General features: G+C 45.6%; 26 protein-coding genes. 16 read left to right on the top strand and 10 right to left on the bottom strand.

Annotated elements, in window-relative coordinates; all coding sequences use genetic code 11:
• The first annotated feature begins 47 nt into the window (after positions 1 to 47).
• From accD to purF, 5 genes are all read left to right on the top strand, one after another.
• Positions 48 to 971, top strand: a complete 924-nt coding sequence (accD, locus tag OCU46_RS04820) for an acetyl-CoA carboxylase, carboxyltransferase subunit beta (protein ID WP_141272149.1) — start codon at positions 48 to 50, stop codon at positions 969 to 971.
• Between the two features lie 43 nt (positions 972 to 1,014).
• The gene (gene folC / locus OCU46_RS04825; RefSeq protein ID WP_141272150.1) at positions 1,015 to 2,289 is read left to right on the top strand and encodes a bifunctional tetrahydrofolate synthase/dihydrofolate synthase; all 1,275 of its coding nucleotides are present in this window, start codon (positions 1,015 to 1,017) and stop codon (positions 2,287 to 2,289) included.
• Positions 2,279 to 2,869 carry an SPOR domain-containing protein gene (locus OCU46_RS04830; protein WP_141272151.1) on the top strand — a complete coding sequence of 197 codons (591 nt, stop codon included), beginning with the start codon at positions 2,279 to 2,281 and terminating at the stop codon, positions 2,867 to 2,869. The genes folC and OCU46_RS04830 overlap by 11 nt, the downstream gene beginning before the upstream one ends.
• Before the next feature lie 63 nt (positions 2,870 to 2,932).
• A complete protein-coding gene (locus OCU46_RS04835) occupies positions 2,933 to 3,424 on the top strand; it encodes a CvpA family protein (protein ID WP_141272152.1) in 492 nt (163 codons plus the stop codon).
• Between the two features lie 31 nt (positions 3,425 to 3,455).
• Entirely contained in the window at positions 3,456 to 4,973 is a 1,518-nt protein-coding gene (gene purF, locus OCU46_RS04840; RefSeq protein ID WP_141272153.1) for an amidophosphoribosyltransferase, read from the top strand.
• 81 nt (positions 4,974 to 5,054) lie between these two features.
• Here the strand turns inward: purF and OCU46_RS04845 are convergent, their stop codons facing one another.
• Complete coding sequence (locus OCU46_RS04845) at positions 5,055 to 5,930, bottom strand: LysR family transcriptional regulator (RefSeq protein WP_167495411.1); 876 nt, start codon at positions 5,928 to 5,930, stop codon at positions 5,055 to 5,057.
• A gap of 220 nt (positions 5,931 to 6,150) precedes the next feature.
• On the opposite strand from OCU46_RS04845, the gene OCU46_RS04850 reads away from it, so the two are divergent.
• From OCU46_RS04850 to recR, 6 genes are all read left to right on the top strand, one after another.
• Entirely contained in the window at positions 6,151 to 7,212 is a 1,062-nt protein-coding gene (locus tag OCU46_RS04850) for a response regulator (protein ID WP_244311436.1), read from the top strand.
• Positions 7,213 to 7,320: 108 nt separating this feature from the next.
• On the top strand, positions 7,321 to 7,683 hold the full coding sequence (locus tag OCU46_RS04855) for a YbaN family protein (protein WP_141272297.1): 363 nt from the start codon (positions 7,321 to 7,323) through the stop codon (positions 7,681 to 7,683).
• Positions 7,684 to 7,964: 281 nt separating this feature from the next.
• Positions 7,965 to 8,510 carry an adenine phosphoribosyltransferase gene (apt, locus tag OCU46_RS04860; protein ID WP_141272156.1) on the top strand — a complete coding sequence of 182 codons (546 nt, stop codon included), beginning with the start codon at positions 7,965 to 7,967 and terminating at the stop codon, positions 8,508 to 8,510.
• 25 nt (positions 8,511 to 8,535) lie between these two features.
• A complete protein-coding gene (dnaX, locus tag OCU46_RS04865; RefSeq protein WP_141272157.1) occupies positions 8,536 to 10,674 on the top strand; it encodes a DNA polymerase III subunit gamma/tau in 2,139 nt (712 codons plus the stop codon).
• 71 nt (positions 10,675 to 10,745) lie between these two features.
• Entirely contained in the window at positions 10,746 to 11,075 is a 330-nt protein-coding gene (locus OCU46_RS04870; RefSeq protein ID WP_017027817.1) for a YbaB/EbfC family nucleoid-associated protein, read from the top strand.
• Between the two features lie 16 nt (positions 11,076 to 11,091).
• The gene (gene recR / locus OCU46_RS04875) at positions 11,092 to 11,691 is read left to right on the top strand and encodes a recombination mediator RecR (RefSeq protein WP_141272158.1); all 600 of its coding nucleotides are present in this window, start codon (positions 11,092 to 11,094) and stop codon (positions 11,689 to 11,691) included.
• A gap of 63 nt (positions 11,692 to 11,754) precedes the next feature.
• Here the strand turns inward: recR and aqpZ are convergent, their stop codons facing one another.
• Positions 11,755 to 12,438, bottom strand: coding sequence for an aquaporin Z (gene aqpZ / locus OCU46_RS04880; RefSeq protein WP_141272159.1), 684 nt, complete (start codon positions 12,436 to 12,438; stop codon positions 11,755 to 11,757).
• Between the two features lie 107 nt (positions 12,439 to 12,545).
• Positions 12,546 to 12,797 carry a YkgJ family cysteine cluster protein gene (locus tag OCU46_RS04885; protein ID WP_141272160.1) on the bottom strand — a complete coding sequence of 84 codons (252 nt, stop codon included), beginning with the start codon at positions 12,795 to 12,797 and terminating at the stop codon, positions 12,546 to 12,548.
• 178 nt (positions 12,798 to 12,975) lie between these two features.
• Between OCU46_RS04885 and OCU46_RS04890 the strand changes: the two genes are divergently transcribed.
• A complete protein-coding gene (locus OCU46_RS04890; protein WP_017032457.1) occupies positions 12,976 to 13,416 on the top strand; it encodes a YcgN family cysteine cluster protein in 441 nt (146 codons plus the stop codon).
• Here the strand turns inward: OCU46_RS04890 and OCU46_RS04895 are convergent, their stop codons facing one another.
• The 4 genes from OCU46_RS04895 to gapA all read right to left on the bottom strand — a co-directional run bounded on the left by OCU46_RS04895 (position 13,417) and on the right by gapA (position 17,313).
• A complete protein-coding gene (locus OCU46_RS04895) occupies positions 13,417 to 14,364 on the bottom strand; it encodes a ChaN family lipoprotein (RefSeq protein WP_141272161.1) in 948 nt (315 codons plus the stop codon).
• A gap of 23 nt (positions 14,365 to 14,387) precedes the next feature.
• The gene (gene rlmA / locus OCU46_RS04900; protein WP_141272162.1) at positions 14,388 to 15,200 is read right to left on the bottom strand and encodes a 23S rRNA (guanine(745)-N(1))-methyltransferase; all 813 of its coding nucleotides are present in this window, start codon (positions 15,198 to 15,200) and stop codon (positions 14,388 to 14,390) included.
• Positions 15,201 to 15,302: 102 nt separating this feature from the next.
• Entirely contained in the window at positions 15,303 to 16,187 is an 885-nt protein-coding gene (locus OCU46_RS04905) for a D-hexose-6-phosphate mutarotase (protein ID WP_141272163.1), read from the bottom strand.
• Between the two features lie 130 nt (positions 16,188 to 16,317).
• Positions 16,318 to 17,313 (bottom strand): glyceraldehyde-3-phosphate dehydrogenase, encoded by a 996-nt coding sequence (gene gapA / locus OCU46_RS04910; RefSeq protein WP_141272164.1) that lies wholly within the window; start codon positions 17,311 to 17,313, stop codon positions 16,318 to 16,320.
• A gap of 345 nt (positions 17,314 to 17,658) precedes the next feature.
• Here gapA and msrB point away from each other — a divergent pair, with 345 nt between their 5' ends.
• Together msrB and OCU46_RS04920 are read left to right on the top strand one after the other, a co-directional pair.
• Positions 17,659 to 18,063 (top strand): peptide-methionine (R)-S-oxide reductase MsrB, encoded by a 405-nt coding sequence (msrB, locus tag OCU46_RS04915; RefSeq protein ID WP_141272165.1) that lies wholly within the window; start codon positions 17,659 to 17,661, stop codon positions 18,061 to 18,063.
• Between the two features lie 48 nt (positions 18,064 to 18,111).
• Positions 18,112 to 18,402: a YeaC family protein gene (locus OCU46_RS04920; RefSeq protein ID WP_141272166.1), complete on the top strand. Its 291-nt coding sequence runs from the start codon at positions 18,112 to 18,114 to the stop codon at positions 18,400 to 18,402.
• A gap of 14 nt (positions 18,403 to 18,416) precedes the next feature.
• Here OCU46_RS04920 and OCU46_RS04925 read toward each other — a convergent pair whose 3' ends face one another.
• The 3 genes from OCU46_RS04925 to sppA form a co-directional block, all read right to left on the bottom strand.
• Positions 18,417 to 19,100 carry a haloacid dehalogenase type II gene (locus OCU46_RS04925; protein WP_141272167.1) on the bottom strand — a complete coding sequence of 228 codons (684 nt, stop codon included), beginning with the start codon at positions 19,098 to 19,100 and terminating at the stop codon, positions 18,417 to 18,419.
• Positions 19,101 to 19,216: 116 nt separating this feature from the next.
• Positions 19,217 to 20,242, bottom strand: coding sequence for an asparaginase (ansA, locus tag OCU46_RS04930; protein WP_141272168.1), 1,026 nt, complete (start codon positions 20,240 to 20,242; stop codon positions 19,217 to 19,219).
• Between the two features lie 163 nt (positions 20,243 to 20,405).
• Complete coding sequence (gene sppA, locus OCU46_RS04935) at positions 20,406 to 22,265, bottom strand: signal peptide peptidase SppA (protein WP_141272169.1); 1,860 nt, start codon at positions 22,263 to 22,265, stop codon at positions 20,406 to 20,408.
• Between the two features lie 304 nt (positions 22,266 to 22,569).
• On the opposite strand from sppA, the gene OCU46_RS04940 reads away from it, so the two are divergent.
• Positions 22,570 to 24,573: an NADPH-dependent 2,4-dienoyl-CoA reductase gene (locus tag OCU46_RS04940; RefSeq protein ID WP_141272170.1), complete on the top strand. Its 2,004-nt coding sequence runs from the start codon at positions 22,570 to 22,572 to the stop codon at positions 24,571 to 24,573.
• Between the two features lie 60 nt (positions 24,574 to 24,633).
• Positions 24,634 to 25,182, top strand: coding sequence for an NAD(P)H nitroreductase (locus OCU46_RS04945; protein ID WP_141272171.1), 549 nt, complete (start codon positions 24,634 to 24,636; stop codon positions 25,180 to 25,182).
• The last annotated feature ends 32 nt before the right edge of the window (positions 25,183 to 25,214 follow it).

Below are 25,214 nucleotides of genomic sequence, written 5' to 3' on the forward strand. Positions count from 1 at the left end.
ATCAACCTCTTGCCGTTGCGGCGAGAGCTTAATGAAAAAGGTCTTTCATGAGTTGGCTTGAGAAGATTTTCAACAAAAGCAGTATTTCAACGTCTCGCAAGGCGAATGTTCCTGAAGGTGTATGGACGAAATGTACCTCTTGTGAGCAAGTTTTATATCAAGCAGAGCTACAGCGTAACTTAGAGGTTTGCCCTAAGTGTGATCATCACATGCGCATCTCTGCACGGAACCGTTTAGACAGCTTCCTAGATGCAGATGGCCGTGAAGAGCTAGGTGCAGAGCTAGAGCCTCAAGATAAACTGAAGTTTAGAGATACTAAACGCTACAAAGATCGTATCGCTACTTACCAAAAAAGCAGTGGCGAAAAAGACGCATTGATCGCAATGAAAGGCGCTATTCATGGCATGCCGGTCGTGGCTTGTGCTATGGAATTCAAATTCATGGGCGGCTCTATGGGGTCGGTTGTGGGTGCGCGTTTCGTTCGTGCGGTAGATGCAGCGATTGAGAACAACTGTGGCTTAGTATGCTTTTCTGCAAGTGGTGGTGCTCGCATGCAAGAGGCGTTAATGTCTCTTATGCAGATGGCAAAAACCAGTGCAGCTCTAGAGCGACTTTCAAAGAAAGGCTTGCCGTTCATTTCGGTTATGACAGACCCAACTATGGGTGGTGTATCAGCAAGCTTTGCAATGCTAGGTGATATCAATATTGGTGAGCCTCGTGCAGTTATTGGTTTTGCTGGCCGTCGTGTTATCGAGCAAACTGTTCGTGAAGACCTACCTGAAGGCTTCCAAACGAGTGAGTTCCTACTTGAGCATGGTGCAATCGATATGATCGTTGATCGCCGTGAAATGCGTCAAAGAGTAGGTGGCTTATTGGCTAAGTTGACTAACCATTCATCACCTTTAGTGGTTTCTGTTAACGAAGGCCCAAAAGAGGCTGAATACGAAGTACCCGTAGCGCCTGAAAAATAGTACAGTACTCATTATCCGCCAGTAATTAGCGTTATATAGATAGATGAGTTCACATATCCCACAAGCCACATCATCCCTAACGGTGTGGCTTGATTATTTACAGTCCATTCATACCAGTGCGATAGACTTAGGTCTTGAGCGCGTTTCTCAAGTAGCCCAGAAAGCGACGCCTAGTCTCACTAAGCCAGCTCCAAAAGTGATTACCGTTGCCGGAACTAATGGTAAGGGATCAACCTGTGCCATTATGGAAGCCATACTACTCGATGCTGGATATAGCGTGGGGGTTTATAGCTCCCCACACCTTATCCGCTACAACGAACGAGTTCGAATTAATGGTGAGGAGCTTGCAGACGAGTATCACGTGGCTGCTTTTGATGTTATCGAAAAATTAAGAGGCGATATCAGCCTTAGTTTTTTTGAGTACGCGACGTTAGCTGCGCTGCATTTGTTTCAGCAGCAAAAAGTAGACGTTGTGCTTCTAGAAGTTGGCCTTGGAGGTCGTCTAGATGCGACCAATATCGTGGATCACGATGTCAGTATTATTACGAGTCTGGCAGTGGACCATGTTGATTGGCTCGGTGACGATATCAATGTGATCGGATTTGAAAAAGCCGGCATCTTTAGATCAGGCAAGCCGGCCATTTGCGGTCAGCCCAATGCACCTATGACCGTTGCCGCTCATGCTGATGATATTGGTGCAACTCTTTATCAAGTTGAATATCAGTATTCGTACAAAGAGGATGGTGAACTGTGGCACTGGCAGTCGGGTAGCTTTGATGTTACCGATTTACCTAAACCCAATCTTCCGCTAGCCAATGCAGCGACGGCGCTGATGGCGTTGGGAGTATCTGATTTAGACCTGACCGATGTAAACATTGTGAATGGTCTAAAGAATGCCAAGCTTGCAGGGAGAATGCAGTATCTGTCGAAAAAGCCAACGGTCATTCTCGATGTTGCGCATAACCCTCATTCCGCCGAGTACCTCGTGGCTCAGCTACAACAGCGCTATCCAGAGCAAAAAGTAAGAGCGGTTGTAGGTATGCTTCATGATAAGGATGTTGCCGCTACCCTTGAAGTACTCTCTGGCTGCACACAGCATTGGTATCCTGCCTCATTGGAAGGGCCTAGAGCGGCTTCGGCTGATGAACTGTGTCAATATCTTGATAAAGGTACAGTAGGGTTTGATAGCCCTGTTGAGGCGTTTGAGCAGGCTATGAGTGATGCAGGAGAAGATGACATTGTCGTTGTATTAGGATCATTTTTTACCGTAGGGGCCGTGTTGGAACACTGGCAAACAAGGAGAAACAATGGCGAGTAAATTTCAAAGTCGCTTAGTCGGAACCATAGTGCTTGTTGCCGTTGGGGTCATCGTACTCCCTGACGTATTGGACGGTGAGAAGCTGCACTATAAGGAAGAGTTCGTTGCCATTCCAATCAAGCCTCAGCTTGAATCTGAAGTCGAATCCTTTGAGATTTTAGACCCAGTAGAAGAAGACATATCACTACCACCTGAGCCTGTAGAAGAGATCATTCATGAAAGCTCTGAGCCAGTTGCTGTTGCAGAAAACAAGCCGAAAGCAACGCCTAAGCCACAGGTGAAACCTGAACCTGAGGTTGTTGAAGTAAAAGAGCGTAAGGTTGATGAGCGCAACAACTATCAAGACAGTGGTTGGATTATTCAGTTGGTGTCACTGCGAAATGGCGACAATGCGGAGACAACAGCGAAGGATCTACGCAACCGTGGTTATAGAGCCAGCGTAGTAAAAGCCAATGATTTTTACCGTGTAATCATCGGCCCTGATGTCTCACGCTCTAAGTTAGAGTCGCAACTGCCTGAATTGAAAAAGATCACAGGCTCTTCTGGCCAGATTCAGACATTTAAGCCATTAAATCCATAAAGAAAACGTTTGCGTCGCGCATTTTTCTGTTAGAATGCGCGCCAGCATGAGGAAGTAAAGCTCATGAATTGGATAGATTTTACTATTTTAGGTGTGATCGGCATCTCTGCGCTGATCAGTTTGGTACGAGGTTTTGTTAAAGAAGCGCTCTCTTTAGTGATTTGGTTTGGCGCCTTTTTTATTGCCAGCCAATACTACTCTAGACTAGCTGTGTACTTCACAAACATCCAAGATGATATGGTCCGAAACGGAGCGGCCGTTGGTGCTCTGTTTGTTGCAACACTCGTTGTTGGTGCAGTAGTTAACTACACTATAGGGCAACTGGTCCAAAAAACGGGTCTGTCAGGTACAGACCGAGTGTTGGGGATCGTATTTGGTACTTTGCGAGGCGTATTAATCGTTGCCGCAGTACTGTTTTTTATGGATGCCTTCACCAGTTTGTCGAATTCCGACTGGTGGCGCCAATCGCAATTGATTCCAGAGTTTAGTCGTCTGATCGCACCGTTTTTCGAACATCTTAAAGAAACGTCTAGCTTTTTATCCGGCGTGGTATAAAGCTTAACTGGCCAATACTGAGGGTTTAAACATGTGTGGTATTGTTGGAATTGTAGGCACAACTCCTGTTAACCAATCGATTTATGATGCGCTTACGGTTTTGCAGCATCGTGGACAAGATGCTGCGGGTATTATTACCATAGATAGCAATCGTTTTCGTCTGCGTAAGGCAAACGGCCTAGTTAAAGATGTGTTTGAAGCTAAACACATGCAGCGCCTTCAAGGCACAGTAGGTATCGGACACGTCCGTTACCCTACAGCGGGCAGTTCAAGTGCATCTGAAGCACAGCCTTTCTACGTGAACTCACCATTTGGTATTACGCTAGCTCACAATGGCAACCTAACGAATGCTGCTGAGGTTCGTCAGAAGCTTTTCGAACAAGATCGTCGTCATGTAAACACAACTTCGGATTCTGAAGTATTGCTGAACGTGCTTGCTCATAACATCGATATGACTAAGACATTTAACATTACTGAGAAAGATGTGTTTGATGCGGTAGAGCGTGTACACGAAACTATTCGTGGTGCGTATGCGGTAACAGCGATGATCATCGGTCATGGTATGGTGGCATTTCGTGATCCGAACGGTATTCGTCCTCTATGCCTTGGTAAGCGTGAAACCGAAGACGGCACAGAATACATGGTGGCGTCTGAGTCTGTAGCACTAGATGCGGTAGGCTTTGATTTCATGCGTGATGTTGCACCGGGTGAAGCGGTATACATTACTTTTGATGGCCAACTGTTTACTAAGCAGTGTGCACACAACCCACAATTGAACCCATGTATTTTTGAGTTCGTTTATTTTGCTCGTCCTGACTCGTTCATCGACAAAGTATCTGTTTACAGTGCTCGTGTTGAGATGGGTAACAAGCTGGGTGAGAAGATCAAACGTGAATGGGATGATTTGGATATCGATGTTGTTATCCCAATCCCTGAAACCTCTTGTGATATTGCGCTGCAAATTGCTCAGATTATTGACAAGCCTTATCGTCAAGGTTTCGTTAAGAACCGCTATGTAGGGCGTACCTTCATCATGCCGGGTCAACAGCAACGTAAAAAGTCAGTACGTCGCAAGTTGAATGCAATTCGCTCTGAATTCAAGGGCAAGAATGTACTGCTGGTTGATGACTCTATCGTTCGTGGTACTACATCAGAGCAGATCATTGAGATGGCTCGTGACTCTGGTGCAAACAAGGTTTACATCGTTTCTGCAGCACCAGAAGTTCGCTTCCCGAACGTGTATGGTATTGATATGCCAAGTGCCAATGAGCTAATTGCACATGGTCGTGAAGTCGATGAGATTTCCAAGCTAATTGGCGCTGATGGACTGATGTTCCAATCATTAGATGATCTTGTTGCTGCGGTTGGCGAGGGTAACCCTGACATCAAGACCTTTGAGACGTCAGTGTTCAGTGGTCAATACGTGACAGGCGATGTTGACCAAGAGTACCTAGACTTCCTAGATTCTCTGCGTTCTGATGATGCGAAAACGGAGCAAAACATTGCTCAAGACCTAGCAAATTTGGAAATGTACAACGAAGGCGCTTAATGCATCTTTGATAAAGCATCAATAGAAAGGCCCAGCATATGCTGGGCCTTTTCATTTTATGACTCTCTTCAATCAAAGATACTAGTTAAAGTAATCCCTGATGTAATCAATAAGTAGGCGTGTCTTTTCTGGGATATGGTCTTTATGATTGTAGAGCATAAAGATATCTCGGGGGTTTGCCGCCCACTCAGGCAATACTTGAACCAAACCGCCACTTTCGATGTGATGGTTGACCATCACATTAGGTATTAGTGCGATACCAACACCTGCAGAACAGGCATGTCTTACCACATTAAGATCTGTGGCCTCTAATCGGCCTTTCGCTTTATTGACTACGGTTTCGCCATGGGTATTCAGCAAAGACCAGTGCGTAAGCGGTAAGCCCTTCAGTAGAGAGTGCTCCGCCAAATCTTCAGCATGTTGCAAAGAGGCGGTATTATTTTTCAAATACTCAGGGCTCGCGACTAAGATGTCTTTTACTTCTGTGAGCTTGCGAGCAATAAGGTTGGAATCTCTCTGAGGTCCAACACGGAAGATCATGTCCCATTCTGTAGGATCAAGTTCATCGGCTCTATTGGTCATGCTCAGGTCTATCTGGATATCAGGATAGGTGTCCATGAATCCTTCAAATAGTGGCATCAACATCCGTTTGGTTAGGTTAGCAGGAGAGGAGACTCTCAAGCGACCTGCAGCTCCTCGACACTCTTCACCTAGCTCAACAGCTGCACTAGATATTTGCTTGAGAAGGGGACCACACTGCTCATAGAAACGTTGTCCGGCTTCCGTTAGCGTTAATTTGCGAGCGTGTCTGTTCAGCAGTCGTAAATCGATAGCGTCTTCTAACGCTTGTATTCTTCGAGTAATTGTCGCAACAGGTATGCGAGTTGCTCGTGATGTGGCTGTATAGCTTCCATGCTCCACGACTTGGCGGAACAGATTGAGGTCATCAAGTTTCATAGTATCTTTCATGATCTAGATATGCGCTCACTTTCAAGGGGGATAACAACCCTTACGGGTCAGGTGATTTAGTGTTTATTATCAAACAGTTTTTACAATTTGTCGTCAAAATAAGTCATTTATCTTTGTGATTATTAAAACGGACATCTAAGGTTAAAGCAATTGAAGTAGACTTAAAGAGTATGAAGTGCACCAAGAGAGTACCCTAGTGGAACTGCCAATGAATCAAAAATATGCAGCAGATGTTCTTATATTGGATGACGACGCTGTATTTAGAAATTTAGTTCGTTCACTACTTGAGACCCAAGGTTATCGCGTGTTTGAAGCAGATAATGGCCTCGAGGGATTGCAGCATCTTGCGAAACACGTGCCCGACTTGGTGATTTGCGATATAGAAATGCCACTGCTAAATGGAATGGAATTTGTTGAAGAGGTGAGTCACCAATATCCCTCTCTTCCTTTAATTGTCATCTCCGGTACAGAAAAAATGTCGGTGGTGGCTAAGGCATTGAAGTTTGGCATCAAGGACTTCGTGACAAAACCCATCGTTAATCCTACTCATCTTCTCTCGACCGTTGACAGTACTCTTAAAGAAGCTAAAGATTCTGCACTGGGTGCAAGAGACTTTACCAGCCAATGGTTTCAGTTAAACCCTCAAGGAGAGCTACCAGAAGATCAGGAGCTGCATTGGCACCTAGAATATTTAGATAATCATCCTGATATATCACGTGATTTGTTGCAGGCGTTAGTACCTGAACAAAAAACCAGCCAGGGTGTGTGGCACTGCCATTTTCGGGTATTACAAAGCTCTGAATCTATGCCAATCGTCTATGACTATGCCTGGAGCATGAATGGACAGTTTCTTTTTTATGTTCTGGATTCTGATTCAGCGCAGCAATATGGGGTGTCAACAACCCTGTTGGTTCGAGCCTTGTTTAACGATTATATTCGCAGCCAAGAATCGCAGGTTTTCCATATCCAAGACTTAGTCAATAATCTTGAAAAAGCGATTCGTTACGCTGATTGCGGAGAACCCATCAACGCGATGGTAGGACTTGCCGACTTCTCAAATAGTGAGTTTAAGGTGATCAGCGCCGGTGTTGAGGGCTCTTGGACTACGTCGAATATCGACCATGCACTCACAGCTCAAGAGAGTTTGGGGAATGACAAGGTGTTGTATCAGGAGCAATTCCCGCTTTCTACAACAGGAAAAAACAGTCTGAAGCTTTCTGGCTTAGCCAATGCTAACTGTCAAATTGTCATTGAAAACAAAGGGAATTAGTAGTTAGAGCCTTAGCTTCAACTTCTTTTTTTTGCCAAGTTCAGATATTCTCTTTGTAGGCTTAAGAGTGGACAAGGCTTTGCAGTAGTGGCTAACCCCCAAAATCAGTTGAAAAGATGGACGCTAATTTCCCTAGGGCTAGTGTGCCTAGTGTTAGGGCTAATAGGTGTTGTGTTGCCGCTGCTTCCAACCACTCCTTTTGTACTGCTGGCCAGCGCCTGTTTTATGAGGAGTTCTCCTCGCCTTAATCAAAAACTCCTTTCTCACCCCACTTTTGGCCCCATTATCGAAGACTGGCAAGAAACTCGTGGCATAAAGCGCTCGGTTAAGCGTAAAGCATACTGGCTCATATTGTTTAGCTTTACGTTATCCATTGCTTTGGCTCCGATTAACTGGGTGAGGCTGCTGTTGGTGGCAATAATGGCGATATTACTGTTATGGATGAGTCGCCTTCCCGAGCCAGCGGAGTAATTCAACCGCGAAAACTTGAGGCACGCCAAAGTGTGGCTTGCTCAATATTGATAAAATCACTACCATATCGTCCACTTATATCATTCTAATTACTATGACCAGAGGCACTGGTTATACTTTGTTTAGATGGATATCAATTGCACCCAACCCATGCGCTACTTTGCGTCCGTTCATTACCTTGATTTAGGCGAATCTGAGTATTCATCCTCAGTGTTGTCGCAATGCGAAATCAGGAATAAACAACTATGGTTAGGGGCTGAATTAAACTGTAAGAATTAACTATGAATATTGAAAAGCAAGCTCTGATCAAAGCAAGTATCAAAAGCATTCAAGACTACCCGAAACCAGGTATTCTGTTTCGTGACGTAACCAGTTTGATGGAAGATGCAAAAGCATATCAAGCTACGATTGAAATGCTAGTTGAGCGCTACCAAGGCATGGGCTTTACGAAAGTGGTTGGCACTGAAGCACGCGGATTTTTGTTTGGTGCACCTCTTGCTCTTGAATTGGGTGTTGGTTTTGTTCCAGTGCGTAAACCAGGCAAGCTACCTCGTAACACTATCTCTCAATCCTATGAGTTAGAGTACGGTACCGACGTGCTGGAAATTCACACCGATGCCATCACTGAAGGCGATAAGGTACTTGTGGTTGATGATTTGCTTGCTACAGGTGGCACTATTGAGGCAACAACTAAACTGATTCGCCAACTTGGTGGCATCGTTGAACACGCAGCCTTTGTTATCAACCTACCTGAGATTGGTGGTGATAAACGTATTGAAAAAATGGGCATCGAAGTGTTTAGCCTATGCGAGTTCGACGGTCACTAATTCGTCTCATCTATCAGGATAATTAATGAGTTACTTAGCGTTAGCACGTAAATGGCGTCCAAAGCGATTTAAAGAGGTCGTAGGGCAAGAGCACGTCTTGACTGCGTTGGAGAATGCGTTAGACCAAAATCGCCTGCATCATGCCTATTTGTTTAGCGGTACTCGCGGTGTAGGTAAAACGACAATTGGTCGCCTACTAGCCAAAGGCTTAAACTGCGAAACGGGCATTACATCAACTCCTTGTGGCAAGTGTCAAAGTTGTGTTGAAATTGATCAAGGTCGCTTCGTTGACCTGCTTGAAATCGATGCCGCCTCCAGAACCAAGGTTGAAGACACTCGCGACTTATTGGACAACGTTCAATATAAGCCAGCGAGGGGGCGCTTTAAGGTTTACCTGATAGATGAAGTGCACATGCTGTCAAAGCACAGTTTTAATGCGCTGCTTAAAACCCTAGAAGAGCCACCTGAGTATGTGAAGTTTTTGTTGGCAACAACTGATCCACAAAAACTGCCGGTGACGATTTTATCTCGCTGTCTTCAGTTTCATCTTAAGCCTATTACTGTTGATGATATTCATCAGCAGCTAGAGCATGTTCTAGAGCAAGAAAATATTGCCAGAGAGGACCGAGCTTTAGGCATGCTTGCGCATGCAGCTGATGGCAGTATGCGTGATGCATTAAGTCTTGCTGATCAGGCTATCGCTTTAGGTAATGGCAATGTATTGACAGAGCAAGTGTCGCGAATGCTGGGTACACTTGATAGTGAACAAGCGTTATATTTGATTGATGCCATTGTTCATAAGCAGGCATCAAAAAGCCTAGAGGCATTAAACCAACTTGCCAGCAATGGTGTTGATTGGGATGGTTTACTGCAAGAGTTGTCGATGCAATTACATCGCATCGCCATGTATCAAGCGCTTCCTGCGACTTTAGATGCGAGTCATATGGACGCTGAGCGAGTTCAACACCTTGCAGAGCAAATATCGCCGCAAGAGGTTCAGCTTTACTACCAGATCGCTCTAAAAGGGCGTTGTGAGCTTTCTATGGCGCCAACGGAGCGCGCTGGGGCAGAAATGACCCTGCTGCGTATGCTTGCGTTTAGCCCTGCTGACAAGCCTGCAGCGAATGTTATATCAACACAGAGCAATGCTATTGGTAACTCAACGCAGTCTTTACCTGTAGTGGATACTGCACCTGTAGCGGAAAGACCGTCACCCGTTCAACAAGCGAAAAAGGTTTTAGAGCAGGGAGCTGCGAACCCTGTTTCACCGAAACCTCGCCCTGCAGAGCCGCCACAGCAAGCTATTTTATCCGCAGAGCCACCTCCTATGGTTGATGTGCCTTCTGCGCATTCTGGGTATGAGCCACCTGCTCAGGCCTATCAAGATGCTGCTAGCGTAAGTCAGCCTATAGAGCCTGTTGGTTCTGATGCAACTAGTGAGTCTCAAGCTTCGGTTAAGAGCCCATTGGTGGGGCTTCGCCATCAACTTCGCTCTAAGCGTCAGAGCAAAACATCCGTACAAGGCGATCGCTCAAAAAAGGGTGAGGCAGCACAGACAGGTAAAAAAGAGAGCGTACTTCAGCGAGTGACCCAAAAGCACCCGCCAAAGACGCCTTCAGAGTCCGTGCTGCAGGAAAAAGTCGATACCAGTGGCCAGCCATACCAATGGCAGGCATCCGAGTCTTCTCAACCGAAAGAGAAAAAGCCAGGCTTAACACCAGCACTGCTGAAAAAGGCTTTGGAGCATGAGAAGACACCAGAAATGGTTTCCAAATTGGTCGACGAATCTGTAGTGCAGGATAGCTGGAGTGCTTTGATAGCCAAGCTGAATACCGCTAAGCTTGTAGAGCAGTTAGCCTTAAACTCCCATTATGAGGAAAACGATAGTGGGATTGTTTTGCATCTAAGGCCGAGTCAGCAACATCTTGATGGTGAAAAGTCTCGTACCGAGTTAATGCAGGCGTTATCAGAGGTGACAGGGCAACATCGAGAAATTACGGTTCAAGTCGATGAGCAAGGTCAAACACCTTTAGAGCTGCGAGAAACACTGTATCAAGGAAAGCTTGAGCAGGCATTTAACAGTTTAGAAAATGACGAGCATATAAAGTTTATTGAGGCCCGTTTTTCAGCGGAACTGGATAGAGAGAGTGTTCGTCCAATATAGGGTTGAAATGGGCTAGAGTAATCCCCATTTCACTAGTAATTATCAATACCGATATCAAAGAGAGATTCAGAATGTTTGGAAAAGGCGGTATGGGCAACCTAATGAAGCAAGCCCAGCAAATGCAAGATCGTATGGCGAAGCTTCAAGAAGAGATCGCACAAATGGAAGTGACTGGCGAGTCTGGTGCTGGGCTAGTTAAAGTGACGATCACTGGTAGTCACAATGTGCGTCGCGTTGACATCGATGAGAGCTTGATGGAAGACGACAAAGAGATGCTTGAAGACCTGATTGCAGCAGCATTTAACGATGCAGCTCGTCGTGTTGAAGAGACTCAAAAAGAAAAAATGGCTTCTGTGACTGGCGGTATGCAACTACCACCAGGCATGAAAATGCCGTTCTAAGAAACAGAACTAATCAATGCGTACCAGTAACATGCTGGAGCAGTTGATGGAGGCCTTACGTTGTCTACCTGGGGTGGGTCCCAAGTCGGCACAGCGTATGGCCTTTCATTTATTGCAGCGAGATAGAAGTGGTGGCGTTAAGCTAGCTGACGCTCTTAGTCAGGCAATGACTGAAGTGGGTCACTGTGGTGAATGTCGAACCTTTACGGAAAACGACGTTTGCCATATTTGTAGCAATCCCAAAAGGCAGCAAACAGGTCAAATATGTGTTGTTGAAAGCCCTGCTGATATTGCGGCCGTAGAGGCAACAGGTCAGTATTCTGGACTCTATTTTGTATTGATGGGGCATCTTTCCCCTCTTGATGGAATTGGCCCCAGTGACATTGGGCTTGATAAGCTCGATTTTAGACTTCAAGAAGGCGAAATCACGGAAGTGATATTGGCGACCAACCCAACGGTTGAAGGTGAGGCAACAGCTCAATACATTGCAGAGCTTTGTCATATCCACCAAGTTAATGCCTCTAGAATTGCTCATGGCGTGCCTGTGGGTGGCGAGCTAGACCTAGTAGATGGCACTACCTTGTCTCATTCCCTTCTTGGGCGACACAAGCTTTAATCGTAAGATGTTAAAAGGCCGCTTAGTGACTCACTAAGCGGCCTTTTTTGTGCTTGTATTAATCTACTCTTTGCCTGCAACGGCTTTGTAGATGACGGCGCCTATAATACCGCCAATAATTGGGGCTACCCAGAATAGCCACAACTGACTGACTGCGGCATCCCCTACAAATACCGCCACACCGGTGCTTCGTGCAGGGTTCACTGAAGTATTGGTGACAGGGATACTGATCAAGTGAATCAGTGTTAGACATAGGCCAATAGCAAGAGGAGCGAAGCCTGCCGGTGCTCTACCGTCAGTAGCACCCATAATAACGAACAGGAAGACGGCAGTAAGAACGATTTCAGTCACTAGGGCTGCAGTCATTCCATAACCCATAGGAGAGTGATCGCCATAACCATTCGTTGCGAACCCGCCAATTTCTGCGCCAGCTTTACCTGTAGCGATTACATATAACACACCACCAGCAATGATACCGCCAATAACCTGTGCAACGATGTAGGGGACGACTTCCTTGGCTTCATGACGACCACCTGCCCAAAGACCAATAGTAACGGCAGGGTTTAAATGACAACCTGAGATATGGCCAATGGCATAGGCCATGGTGACAACGGTAAGACCGAAGGCTAATGCAACGCCAGCAAACGCAATACCGAGATCGGGAATGCCCGCAGCTAAAACGGCACTACCACAACCCCCTAATACCAACCAAAATGTTCCAATCAGCTCGGCTAAGTACTTATTCATAAGAATCCCTTCTATAAGTGTTTGATTCTTAATAAAGGTAGTCGGTTTTTAACAAGTGTGGAAAAATTTATGAGGGTGAAAAACGAAGAACTCTGACAAGAGTCGCTTTAAGCAGTACAGTTTTCTAGATCATTGAGAATGAAAAGTGCTTGTTCGCGTGTATCACCACACACCCATTCTGCCGCTTTGAAACCATGACAAACATCTGGGCGCTCTTTTTTACCAAAAAGCTTGCACAAGTTATCTTCGTTAAGTTGCTTACAGCGCTCGCCGGCATTCTTGCCATTAGGGTGCAGCGGAAAACTGCTAGATATGCTCGGCGCTATACAACAGGCACCACAATAAAGACGACATTCCATACATGTGAGCCTTAGAGATAATAGAAGAGGGGATTATCAACAGTTTTACCAAGATTGAAAGAAGTTTCTGTACTCGGATGAAAAGTATTCATGTAAGTGCTTGATTGTCGCTTTTGCTTGTATTTTAAGCGATGAATAGGTATAAAACGCCTCCAAGTTAATGACGGTAAGAATTAAGATGACTTCTCCATTTTGGCAAACAAAAACACTAGAGCAGATGAGCGAACAAGAGTGGGAAGCTCTATGTGATGGTTGTGGTAAATGTTGCCTACACAAACTGATGGATGAAGACAGTGATGAGGTCTATTACACCAATGTGGCGTGTAGCTGGCTAAACAGCAAGACGTGTAGCTGTAAAGACTATGCCAATCGCTTTGAGTCTGGTGAAGAATGCCTGAAGTTGACGCGCGATAAGATTCACGAATTTCACTGGTTACCAGAAACCTGCGCTTACCGATTATTATCAGAAAACAAAGATCTGCCTGAATGGCACCCGCTAATTACGGGCTCGAAATCTGCAATGCATGCTGCAGGCGAGAGCGTTCGCAACAAAGTAGTGTATGAGATTGATGTTGTGGATTGGGAAGACCATATTCTTAATCACCCAAATCGTAAGTAACTACTTACAATCATCTGAAGAAACAGAATGTGGGTGTGTTGACGTTCCGTGGTCGTGCCCACCTGTAACCCTCTGCTCTGGTAGGGACAACACCAGTAATTGATACTCCGGAAAGTGGCTACCCTCGGTTGCTTCCGATATTTCTGTCACTGGGGTGATCAACGCAATCTTAACATTGGGCATGCGCTTTTTGAGCGAGTAAGCGATGCCCATACCTTGCTCAACGTGAAACTTTCCGGCCGTATGCATTAATTGATGATCGGGTTTTTCAGTAAGGTGCATAGCAATACTTTCTGCCATAGTCTCATCCCAAGAAACCTGTGCCGCATACATTTTTTCTACAACATCCTTATCTATCCCTTCCATCATTTCGGTGAAATCTACCTTATAAGGTCTATCTGAGGTATCTAGGTGTGCAGCAACGAAGTTACGCTCTTCACTATCGAGTCTTTGAAGGTATTCAGGGCCGACTTTTCCAATGCAGCGCACGATGTCTCTCGGTGCATTGGCGGCGATGATTGGCATACCTGCCGACTTTGCCTGTTCGACAATGGCTCTGTAATCACTGGTATAGTTAGGCCATGCGTTACCATGAGCCACTAAAGCTAACTCGCCGATCTCACCTTGCAGGTATTGATCCAACACTTCTTGCGACGGGCGACTGAATTGTTCCATTGAGAGACTAACCTTGCTGTTTTCTTCAAGCAGACGCCGGTAAAGATCAGACTGGAATCGATGTACAGCAGAATGAGAATGCCATTCTCCGACAAGCACAACATCAGCCTCAAAAATTTGCTTAGGAAGAGAGTTCAGCGTTAATGGCTTGGATTGGTCCTGATAGAGTTGATAGTCAAAGAAGGTAGCGACAGAAGAAGCTTGATTACCGGCTAAGACGGGAGCACAGAGGAAACAGGAGAGCAATACTAGGGTGTTTTTGTTTCCATACATAGCGGCTCTCCTGCCTAAAGGGGCTAACTCACCCTGTAAATTCGGATGTTAAAGTCGGCTTCACAGTGGAATGTTTCGCACTCTTTAAGCTCAGCTTGCAATTCTTGGGACGCCTTCCAAGCAAACGGGGTCATTTGCAGCAGATCGAAGGCTAAGCCATCTTTTAACTCCATTTCATAGTTGAGTTTAGCTTGCTCTACCAACTCTAGTCCGGCAAATTCATCTGCTTGCTCTTCGTGTAAGCGAACTTCTTGATATATACGTTCGCGAAGCTGGAATAGATGTCTTGCACCAGGAGTTACTGTGACTAAGAATCCGCTGGGTTTTAAGCAACGCAGTAACTCTTCTTGTTTGCTTGGCGCATAGACCTTAACAATGACATCTAGGCTGTTTTCAGCAAAAGGCAGTTTGTAGCTTGATGCGACACTGAATTGACAGTTTGAATAGCGTTTTGATGCATATCGAATAGCCACTTTGGAGATATCTAAACCATACACGTCTGCGTCATCGGTCAGCGTATTGGCGATTTCATTGGTGTAATAGCCTTCTCCACAACCGATATCCAATACAGTTGGGTTAGTGATGCCTTGGCCACACTTTTCGATAGTAGACGCTAACTGCTTTTGCAGCTTTTGATAGTGACCAGACTCTAGAAAGGCTCTGCGAGCTTGCATCATCTCTTTACTGTCGCCTGGATTCTTTGAATGTTTGTGATGAGCGGGCATCAAATTTACGTAGCCTTCCTTGGCCTTATCGAACATGTGGTTGTTAGGGCATTTAAACGTTCGAGATTCTAGGGCTAAAGGTTGTGAACAAAGAGGGCAGGCGTAGATCATAATAGCTTGATTCAAAAAATGGTATGCAGATAGTAGTCGCTATCGATGATAGAGACAATGATTATAAAAAGTGACTCTAGGGACTAGAGTCACTCACAGGATTTACTTACAACCGATAGTGGTTGATAGCGTGTAACTCTCACCTGGTTTTACGACAGTGCCAGATTCGATACTTGGGGCATGTTGGCTGGCTTCAATGCACAGCATGGTTTTGTAACCATCATCTTGCATGTCACCCATGGCAGTCGCTCCCTCGGCCCAAGGATTCCAGATCACGGCTGAGTTTGAACCTTGGTTTTCTATAACAATCTCTCGCTCAAAGCCAGGATCACTTAAGGTGATGAGAGGTTTTGGCTGGGTGTAGACTCTGTCAATAGTATCAGTAAGGGTGAGTACATCGCCGCCTTGAGTCAATTTAGCCTCATTGAGGCTATCGATATACTCAGGTCCCATACCACGTGTTTCTACATTATCGATATTAGAGATATTTAGGTAGGTATGAAGAGCGCCAGAGAAGCGCCAGTCAGCTTCGTCTGTGTTAGTCATGACTAAGCTTACCTTTAGCTCGTTGCCTACCTCTACATTCAGTACAGCTTCAAACTGATGTGGCCACACCGCTAGAGTTTCTTCAGAAGTGCTGAGTCCTAGGCTAACAATCACCCCAGTTTCATTTTCTCTGTGCTCGATAAGCTTCCATTGCGAGCTACGAGCAAAGCCATGAGCAGGTGTTGCAATACGACCAAACCATGGCCAGCAAACAGGGATCCCACCACGTAGTGCAGCTTTACCATCGTAAATAGCTTGCTCACTCATCCAGATAAGGTCTTGTTGGCCGTGTGGTTTATAAGAGATGACATGGCCGCCGTGAAGCGCAATGGCCGCAGAGGCTTTTTCGTGAATGACGCGAATAATCTTAAGTTCGTCTTGCTGAACGACGGTGACGTTGTCAGAGAGGACCGCTATTGCGGGTAGTTGATATACATCCATATTGAGTTCTCACTACATTAGGGCGTATTGTGATGCACGGTTGAGTGTGCAGTTGTTCTTGTTGCCCTAAATTTTTGACAAAAAAAAGGCGACTCGAGAGCCGCCTTCATGCAAATTTCTTAGCTAATGCTTACTTAGAGATGTGAGCGATTAGGTCTAGAACTTTGTTTGAGTAGCCGATTTCGTTGTCGTACCAAGATACAACTTTAACGAACTTGTCGTTAAGTGCGATACCAGCTTTAGCATCGAATACTGAAGTGCAAACTTCACCGATGAAGTCTTGAGAAACAACTTGGTCTTCAGTGTAACCAAGAACGCCAGCCATTTCGCCTTCAGAAGCTTCTTTCATTGCAGCACAGATTGCTTCGTAAGAAGCTGCTGTAGAAAGGTTAACTGTTAGGTCAACTACAGAAACGTTAGCAGTTGGTACGCGGAAAGCCATACCAGTTAGTTTGCCGTTTACTTCAGGAAGTACAACGCCTACAGCTTTAGCAGCACCAGTTGAAGATGGGATGATGTTCTGAGAAGCACCACGACCACCACGCCAGTCTTTAGCAGAAGGACCGTCTACAGTTTTTTGAGTTGCTGTAGTAGCGTGAACTGTAGTCATAAGACCAGACTCGATACCGAACTTGTCGTTAAGAACTTTAGCGATTGGCGCTAGGCAGTTAGTAGTACAAGAAGCGTTAGAAACGATGTCTTGACCGGCGTAAGTGTCGAAGTTTACGCCGTTAACGAACATTGGAGTCGCGTCTTTAGAAGGACCAGTTAGAACAACTTTCTTCGCACCAGCAGTGATGTGTTGACGAGCAGTTTCGTCAGTTAGGAAGATGCCTGTTGCTTCAGCAACAACGTCAACACCGATTTCGTCCCACTTAAGGTCAGTTGGGTTGCGCTCTGCAGTTACACGTACAGTTTTACCATTAACGATTAGGTTACCGTCTTTTACTTCAACAGTGCCGTTGAAACGACCGTGAGTTGAATCGTACTTAAGCATGTATGCCATGTACTCTACATCGATAAGGTCGTTGATACCTACAACTTCGATGTCGTTACGCTCAACAGACGCACGGAAAACGAAACGGCCGATACGGCCAAAACCGTTAATACCTACTTTGATAGTCATTATAGTTGCTCCACAACTTATTTCAGATTAATTGTAAACTGGTAGTAAAATTACAAAACTCAGTTTCCTTCTGCAATAGATAATCAAGCTTATTTTGTTCAAAGTCAAAAAAAAATACTGACTTATCCTACTTAGCTCTGCAGATGGTGGTTTATTGCACTCATTTGATGAGCTAATGCTCAACAAGTGCGTGTTGCGCAACAAAAAGTTGATTTTGACGCGCGAATTTCTATCTCTTTCACATAAGTGGAAGAAAGTATGTGCTACAACATCGGACGAGGCAAGTGATCCAATGCCAAAAAGTAATGATAAATATTAATTAGGGAAGCAGGACTCGTTATAAGCATGAGTGATAGTAAAAAATCAGACCAAGAATGGCGTCAGGAATTATCAGAAGAAGAGTACCGAGTGTGCCGAGAGCAGGGCACTGAAGCGCCTTATAGTGGAAAACTATTACACAACAAAGCGACAGGGGATTACGCTTGTACTTGTTGCAAGGCTTTGCTGTTTAAATCAGATAACAAATATGACTCAGGTTGTGGCTGGCCAAGCTTCGATGCTCCAGTATCCAATGATGCGATTCGCTACTTAGAAGACAATAGCCACGGCATGAAACGTGTAGAGATCCGTTGTGCAAATTGCGATAGCCACCTCGGACATGTGTTCCCGGATGGTCCTGTCAGCACAGGAGAACGTTATTGTGTGAATTCGGTATCCCTAGTTTTCAATAAGGATAATGAGCAAAATTAATCATTGTGGTAACTTTGTTACAACATGGAATGAGATTGGAGGGAGACAATGAGTCAAATTAAGCCGGATTTAGCACAAATGGTTGATGCCATAACACCAGAGGCGTATCAGAGGCTGTGTTTTGCTGTTGAAACGGGTCGCTGGCCTGAAGGCACTGCTTTGAGTGAAGAGCAAAGAGCCTACTGTCAACAAGCGGTAATGCTTTATCAAAGTAAGAATAATACCGAAGCGCAGCACATGACAGTGGCAGCGGGCGGGGAAATAAGCTTCAAATCTAAGAGTGAATTGAAGCGTCAATTTAACAATGAAGAAACAATCACTAAGGTAAACGTCGACTAACTAGAGATTGATGGTTAAGCCTTCAACTCATTGTCAACGTTTACTATCTGTTGAACCAGTTGCAGCATATTGTCAGCAACGATTTCTGCCTTTTTGTACAGAGGATGATAAATGGCGCCGCTTCGGTTGATGTAAGCGGCGCGCATTCCTGCTGTCATAGCGCCATGGGTATCCCAATCATGTGTTGCTACCAACCTGAGGTCTTCGACCGAACGGTTCACTTTTTCCGCAGCAAAGTGGTAGACGTCCACACAGGGCTTAAAGCTTTCAGTTTCTTCCACGGAAATAACTTGGTCAAAGTAACCTGTAAGCCCCGCATTCTCTATTTGCGTGCTGATTAATTTAGAGGATGAATTAGAAAGGGCAATCGTGCGATAGCCATTGTCGCGTAACCAGGTTAATGCCGGCTTTATGTCTGAATGCACCGGAAGGCTTGCAAATGTAGACAATAAATCGGTTTGCTGGACTTCGCTAAGGGAGATGTGCCTCTTTGAGGCTAATGTTTGCAGGGCAATTTTGGCAAGAGTCGCAAAATCTGATTTTACCCCAGTGGCGATGGCTACCGTTGAACTATGCAGTAGCATGGAAAACCAAGTGTCGGTAAAATCCGCACTACCGAAATAGGCGGCAAACTTAGGCTTCAGTGGCGCTAAGCTCAGAACAGTTTCATTGATATCAAATAAGATCGTATCGCGCATAGCCTAATTATCCTAAGTAGTTGGATAGTATGACAATAGCACTTACTACAATGACTGTTAAAGATAGATAGTGGGAAAGTAAACCGACTCAATGAAGCTGAGTCGGTTTGAATGTCTTATAAACTCATTTCACCATGCAGTACTCGCTGCATTTGAACCTTGATCTCTTCGTAGCTCAAGCCTTGGCTTAGTAAGAAGTGAAGCTTTGCAAGGGCGGCCTCATGAGTCATATCATACCCACTGATAACCCCAGAGTCGGCCAGAGCACAGCCTGTTGCGTAGCCACCCATATTTACTTTACCCGCAAGACACTGGGTGAGATTCACCACGATAACGCCACGCTCTGAGGCTTCTTTAAGGTGCGCTAATAATTGCGGATTCTGCGGTGCATTACCCACACCAAAGGTCAGCAGAATCATGGCATTTACTGGCTGACGTAATGTGTTGCGAATTACCTCATGAGAAATCCCAGGATACATGGTGATAACCCCAATAGGCTGTGGGGTTATGGTGTGTACCTTGAATTCACCCACTGGCTTCTTATCGACTTCTGCAATAGAACTCACCTGAATGTTTATCCCTGCCTCAAGCAAAGGAGGAAGGTTTGGTGAGGTAAAAGCGGAAAAACCATCGGCATGAGATTTAGTGCTTCGATTGCCGCGCATCAACTGGTTGTTGAAGAATAAGGTGACTTCATTGATTGGGTAGTTGGCCGCAATATGCAGGGCATTAAGCAAATTGGCTTGCCCATCTGAGCGAAGTTCAGCGAGCGGGATTTGAGAGCCTGTCACTATTACCGGCTTGCCAAGGTTTTCCAACATAAATGACAAAGCTGACGCCGTGTAAGCCATAGTATCGGTGCCGTGCAAAATGACGAAACCATCGTACTTTTCGTAGTTGTCCTTAATGTCATCGGCAATCTGTTGCCAATCAGCAGGTGTCATATCAGAAGAGTCGATAAGAGGCGCGTATTCGTGGATAGTGTACTGCGGCATCTCCGGACGATTGAACTCCGGCATACCAGCAAGCTGTGACTCCATGAATCCTGCTACGGGTACATAGCCATTCGCTGATTTTTGCATACCGATAGTACCACCGGTATAGGCGATATAAATGTGTTTACGTGTGTTCTGCTGAGACATAAAGACAGGTGCTTTTTACGGGTAACTGATTGGGGCGAAGTATAGCGGATTTAAGGGTTCAAGCAATATGAGTCTGGTCTTAAAATAACAAAGCCCAACTCTCAATGCTAAGTGAAGCAAAGAGACGCTAGGCTTTGGTTGTTAGTGCTTACTATTTAACGGTCTATTGTACTTGGCACGGTAGGCACAAGGTGTAATAACCGTTAGGATCGTTAAACTGTTGCATCACGCTCAGATCTTGTTGAACTTGTGAGGCAATAGGCTGTAATGCGCTAGGTAGCCACATATTAACGTCTAAGCCCAAAGATACTGAGATTCGCTTGCTAAAGTCTTGTAAGAACTGCTGTGCAGGTGTCAAAGACTTTTGCAACCAGTTGAGAGAATAGGTATCTATCTCCGCTAGGCTTGCTGCACGAGCAATCGCATCATCAAAATCACCGATAGAGTCCACCAAGCCATTATCTACTGCATCTTGACCTGTCCAAACACGTCCTTCCGCTATTTTTTCAACAGCCTCTGCATCGATACCTCTGTTATCACTGACTAGGCCTGTAAAGCGTCGGTAACCATTTTCGATGCCTAACTGCATAGCGCGCTTCGCACCATCATTTAGCCCCGTCGCAATTCCAATACCAGAGAAGGGGGAAGTGCCTAATCCATCGCTGTAAACACCGTATTTGCTAAAGCCTTTTTCGAAGGTGGTGATGACACTAAAGATACCGATGGAACCCGTTAAGGTAGTTGGCTGCGCCATAATCTCGTCAGCAGACATGGAAATCCAGTATCCGCCAGAGGCGGCTAGGCTAGACATGGAAACCACGACAGGTCGGTCTGTTTCTTTGAACGCAATCAACTCGTTACGGATTACCTCAGAAGCAAAAGCGCTACCCCCTGGACTGTCGACGCGAAGTACTAATGCCTTAATGTCATCATTCAGACGTGCTTTGCGAATCAATGCTGCCGTGGTATCACCGCCCACTGAGTTGCCTTGCTGAGGACCATCCATGATGGCACCACTAGCGACAACAATAGCAATTTCGTTATCCGTCACTTCCTGATCTGGGACTATTTCGTCTTTGTAGGTGTAATAGCCAACGGACTTGAATCCGTTTTTCTCATCACCGCCAAAGGCCTCGATCATTGCCTCTCTTGCTTGTTGACGAGTGGCTAATTCATCAACCATACCTAACTGCATTGCTAACTGTGCAAGGCTACCGTCAGCTTGCTCAAATTGTTTGAGGAAGCTATCCATACTCGGGTTAAGAACCGATTTTTCAATTGCTCGGTTACTGGCAACGTCATCGACATAGGCGCCCCACAGTTGCCCAAGCCAAATGCTAGCCGCTTCTTTGGCAGGTGCAGACATGTTGTTACGGGTAAAGGGTTCAACAGCCGATTTATAAGTCCCTACCTTGAAAACGTGAGTCGTCACGTCAAGGTTTTCTAACAGGGTTTTATAGTAAAGAGAGTACGAGCTGTATCCCCGAAGTAATACACCACCGTCTGGAGCCAGATAAATCTTATCGGCATAACTTGCGAGGTAGTATTGGCTCTGGTTATAGAAGTCCCCAATGGCATAAACAGGCTTTCCGCTGGCCTTAAATTCGTTGAGCGCCTTAGCAATATAACGAAGCTTGGTCAGATTGGTTTCTGGCATCTTCTTCAAGCTGAGGACAAGACCCGAGACGTTTTCGTCTGAAGCCGCATGACGAATGGTCTCTCTAATATCGTAGAGAACATTCTCTCTTGGCACTTCGTTGCCAAGTAACGAACCTGTTAATGAATCCATGGGGTTTACAAAGCGTCGCTGCTCGACGATCTTGCCAGATAGATTCAGTACTAGAGCTTTAGGCTCTTTTTCGACAGGGGCGGCTTCTTCTTTTGAGGTAATTTGCGAAAAGCTGAAATAAATAAAGACGATAGCCGCAATAAATAGAAGATTGGCGAGAGCTAAGCGAATGAAAGTGATGACCTTCCAAATGCCTTTTATTATCTTACCGATGAAGCGAAACAGTGTTTTCATTGTGTTCTCCGCCTGATCCTTCAACAATCAGAGATTTAGGGGAAATGATTCTTAATGCTAAGTGATAATCGGTCCAATCACAAATCTATAGTCGTGAATTTTTTCTCAAAAGAGTCAAATAAAATCATAGACCTACAGATTTGTTGCGACAGATTATTCTGCACTCTTAGATATCGTATACGTTAATCGCAAAGATTGTGATTACCTTAACGAATGTTGCGGAATTGTAAAAATATATTTGCCATATGATGGATCCCGTTTTATCGTGGTCAGACCAGGATGAATTAAGCAAACAGGGGATGCTATGTACCCAAACCTACTTCGACCACTTGACCTAGGTTTTACCCAATTAAGAAACCGAGTTTTAATGGGCTCAATGCATACGGGGCTTGAGGACAGTGCTAAGGGTCTGCAAAAGCTGGCCGCTTTTTATGAAGAGCGGGCTAAAGGTGGAGTAGGTATCATTGTCACAGGAGGCTTTTCGCCTAACCTGCGCGGCCGCCTCTATCCTACGGCTGCTCAATTTAGCCGACCAAAACACGCTGAGGCGCATAAAGTGATTACCGAAGCGGTGCATCGCCATGATGGCAAAATTGCGCTTCAATTGTTGCATGCTGGGCGTTACGGCTATCACCCTTTAACTCAAAGCTCTACTCCAGCTAAGGCCCCCATTGCCAAATTTGCACCAAGCGAGATGAGTTCTAGGCAGGTAGAGAATACCATCGAAGATTACGCTAATAGTGCAGCCCTTGCGAAACAGGCAGGCTACGATGGTGTTGAGGTGATGGGCTCTGAAGGCTATCTGATCAATCAATTTATTTGTAAACGCACTAATAAGCGCGCAGATGATTGGGGTGGTTGTTACAAGAATCGTATGCGCTTCCCTCTAGAAATAGTGAAAGCAATTAGACGATCTGCGGGCGACGACTTTATTATTATCTTCCGTCTTTCGATGCTGGATTTGGTCGAAGAGGGGAGCACCCTCGATGATGTGATTTTGCTGGCCAAAGAGCTAGAGAAAGCGGGTGTGACCATTATTAATACTGGCATAGGTTGGCATGAAGCGCGTATTCCAACCATTGTCACCTCAGTGCCAAGAGGCGCGTTTACTTGGGTGACAGATAAAGTCAAACCGCATGTGTCTATTCCTGTGATAGCAACCAACCGAATTAATAGCCCAGATCAGGCAGAAGCGATTATAGCTCAGGGTGCGGCTGATATGGTGTCAATGGCAAGGCCCTTCCTTGCAGACCCTGAGTTCATTCGCAAAGCCGAAGATGGGGAACCCCAATTAATCAACACTTGTATTGGATGTAATCAAGCGTGTTTAGATAATGCTTTTAAGGGCAAGCGCGCCAGTTGCATGGTTAACCCAAGAGCCTGTTATGAGACTGAGTATCCAATTGTTAAAGCTAAACAAAGCAAACGCGTGGCAGTCGTAGGGGCGGGACCTGCGGGGCTCAGCGCTGCTTTATATTGTGCCAAGCGAGGACATCAAGTCGACCTTATCGAAAAGAGCGATAGAATTGGCGGCCAATTTAGGCTGGCGATGCAGATCCCGGGCAAAGAAGAATTTAGAGAAACCATACGCTACTTTGCTAACCAGTTGGATAAGTATGGGGTTAACTTGCTTCTAAATATGGAAGCCAATGAGCAAGTACTGCAAGAGTATGATGATGTGATCATGGCCACAGGGGTTAAACCAAGACAGGTCAAGATAGAAGGCCTGACAGAAAGCACCAAGGTGTATGATTATCAAACATTGATCCGCGAGAAGAGCTATGTAGGCGAGAAGGTTGCGGTGATAGGCGCTGGTGGCGTAGGCATTGATGTGGCGACCATGCTCACTGAGCCTAGTCGTTACTCCCTGGAAGAGTGGATGCATGAGTGGGGGATAGATCAAGAGTACAAGCATGATGGTGGTTTGTATCCATTCCCTGAAATTCATTCCAAAACGCAGGTGTGGTTACTGCAACGCCGTGATGGCACCGTTGGCAAGGGGCCAGGAAAAACAACCGGTTGGGTGCATAGAGCGACCCTACAAAAACGCGGAGTTCATCTACTTGGTGGTGTGAGTTATGAGAAGTTGGATGATGCGGGCTTGCACCTGTCGGTTAAGGGACAGTCACAAACGTTAGATGTGGATAGTGTTGTCGTGTGTGCTGGTCAAGAGTCGGTAAGACCTTTTGAAGATAAATGGGCGGAAAAAGAGGGGCATGTTCATGTCATTGGCGGAGCAAGCGAAGCTGGTGAACTTGACGCTGTTCGCGCTATTCGTCAAGGGTTTGAGATTGCAATTAAGATCTAGTCTCATTTAGATGTTACACTCATTCGAGTAATGTAAAACTGATTCTGGAATGAAAAATACATGGAAGCACTCGACTTATTATTGAATCGTCGCTCTATTGCAAGGCTAGCGGCCCCAGCTCCAAGTGGAGCCGTATTAGAGAATATCTTAAGAGCAGGTTTAAGGGCGCCAGACCATGGGGCAATTACCCCATGGCGCTTTGTTATCTCGGAAGGAGAAGGGCTGCAAAAGTTGGCTGATATCTTGGTATCAGCGGCGACCAAAGCAGAGGCTGAGGAAGCCGTAATAGAGAAGCTTTCTAAGGCGCCATTTCGTGCGCCAATGGTAATTACGGTCATTGCTAAAACCAAGCCTCATCCGAAAGTGCCAGAGCTTGAGCAGTATTTATCGGCTGGTTGTGCTGTTCAGGCAATGCAAATGGCAGCAGTCGCGCAAGGGTTTCAGGGTTTCTGGCGTTCAGGGACTTGGATGTTTGACCCTAATGTTGCCAAGGCGTTTGGTCTTGAAGGACAAGACAAAATTGTAGGATTTTTATATCTAGGTACATCAGAGTGCACGCCTGCCAAAGCGCCTGAGCGAGATCTCGATAAGTTCATCGAATATCTATAGCACTATCGTCAGCATCATTTACCGAGGCTAAT

Source organism: Vibrio comitans (assembly GCA_024346835.1).
GTDB lineage: Bacteria > Pseudomonadota > Gammaproteobacteria > Enterobacterales > Vibrionaceae > Vibrio > Vibrio comitans.

Excerpts from the sequence above, each read along its gene's own strand:
- OCU46_RS04905 (WP_141272163.1), bottom strand. The coding sequence starts at position 16,187 with ATGGATGTATATCAACTACCCGCAATAGCGGTCCTCTCTGACAACGTC.
- OCU46_RS04890 (WP_017032457.1), top strand. The coding sequence starts at position 12,976 with ATGACTTCTCCATTTTGGCAAACAAAAACACTAGAGCAGATGAGCGAA.
- recR (WP_141272158.1), top strand. The coding sequence starts at position 11,092 with ATGCGTACCAGTAACATGCTGGAGCAGTTGATGGAGGCCTTACGTTGT.
- OCU46_RS04945 (WP_141272171.1), top strand. The coding sequence starts at position 24,634 with ATGGAAGCACTCGACTTATTATTGAATCGTCGCTCTATTGCAAGGCTA.
- OCU46_RS04835 (WP_141272152.1), top strand. The coding sequence starts at position 2,933 with ATGAATTGGATAGATTTTACTATTTTAGGTGTGATCGGCATCTCTGCG.
- OCU46_RS04885 (WP_141272160.1), bottom strand. The coding sequence starts at position 12,797 with ATGGAATGTCGTCTTTATTGTGGTGCCTGTTGTATAGCGCCGAGCATA.
- OCU46_RS04940 (WP_141272170.1), top strand. The coding sequence starts at position 22,570 with ATGTACCCAAACCTACTTCGACCACTTGACCTAGGTTTTACCCAATTA.
- apt (WP_141272156.1), top strand. The coding sequence starts at position 7,965 with ATGAATATTGAAAAGCAAGCTCTGATCAAAGCAAGTATCAAAAGCATT.
- accD (WP_141272149.1), top strand. The coding sequence starts at position 48 with ATGAGTTGGCTTGAGAAGATTTTCAACAAAAGCAGTATTTCAACGTCT.
- purF (WP_141272153.1), top strand. The coding sequence starts at position 3,456 with ATGTGTGGTATTGTTGGAATTGTAGGCACAACTCCTGTTAACCAATCG.
- OCU46_RS04850 (WP_244311436.1), top strand. The coding sequence starts at position 6,151 with ATGAATCAAAAATATGCAGCAGATGTTCTTATATTGGATGACGACGCT.
- OCU46_RS04925 (WP_141272167.1), bottom strand. The coding sequence starts at position 19,100 with ATGCGCGATACGATCTTATTTGATATCAATGAAACTGTTCTGAGCTTA.
- rlmA (WP_141272162.1), bottom strand. The coding sequence starts at position 15,200 with ATGATCTACGCCTGCCCTCTTTGTTCACAACCTTTAGCCCTAGAATCT.
- OCU46_RS04830 (WP_141272151.1), top strand. The coding sequence starts at position 2,279 with ATGGCGAGTAAATTTCAAAGTCGCTTAGTCGGAACCATAGTGCTTGTT.
- dnaX (WP_141272157.1), top strand. The coding sequence starts at position 8,536 with ATGAGTTACTTAGCGTTAGCACGTAAATGGCGTCCAAAGCGATTTAAA.
- OCU46_RS04845 (WP_167495411.1), bottom strand. The coding sequence starts at position 5,930 with ATGAAACTTGATGACCTCAATCTGTTCCGCCAAGTCGTGGAGCATGGA.
- sppA (WP_141272169.1), bottom strand. The coding sequence starts at position 22,265 with ATGAAAACACTGTTTCGCTTCATCGGTAAGATAATAAAAGGCATTTGG.
- ansA (WP_141272168.1), bottom strand. The coding sequence starts at position 20,242 with ATGTCTCAGCAGAACACACGTAAACACATTTATATCGCCTATACCGGT.
- OCU46_RS04920 (WP_141272166.1), top strand. The coding sequence starts at position 18,112 with ATGAGTCAAATTAAGCCGGATTTAGCACAAATGGTTGATGCCATAACA.
- aqpZ (WP_141272159.1), bottom strand. The coding sequence starts at position 12,438 with ATGAATAAGTACTTAGCCGAGCTGATTGGAACATTTTGGTTGGTATTA.
- gapA (WP_141272164.1), bottom strand. The coding sequence starts at position 17,313 with ATGACTATCAAAGTAGGTATTAACGGTTTTGGCCGTATCGGCCGTTTC.
- OCU46_RS04870 (WP_017027817.1), top strand. The coding sequence starts at position 10,746 with ATGTTTGGAAAAGGCGGTATGGGCAACCTAATGAAGCAAGCCCAGCAA.
- msrB (WP_141272165.1), top strand. The coding sequence starts at position 17,659 with ATGAGTGATAGTAAAAAATCAGACCAAGAATGGCGTCAGGAATTATCA.
- OCU46_RS04895 (WP_141272161.1), bottom strand. The coding sequence starts at position 14,364 with ATGTATGGAAACAAAAACACCCTAGTATTGCTCTCCTGTTTCCTCTGT.
- folC (WP_141272150.1), top strand. The coding sequence starts at position 1,015 with ATGAGTTCACATATCCCACAAGCCACATCATCCCTAACGGTGTGGCTT.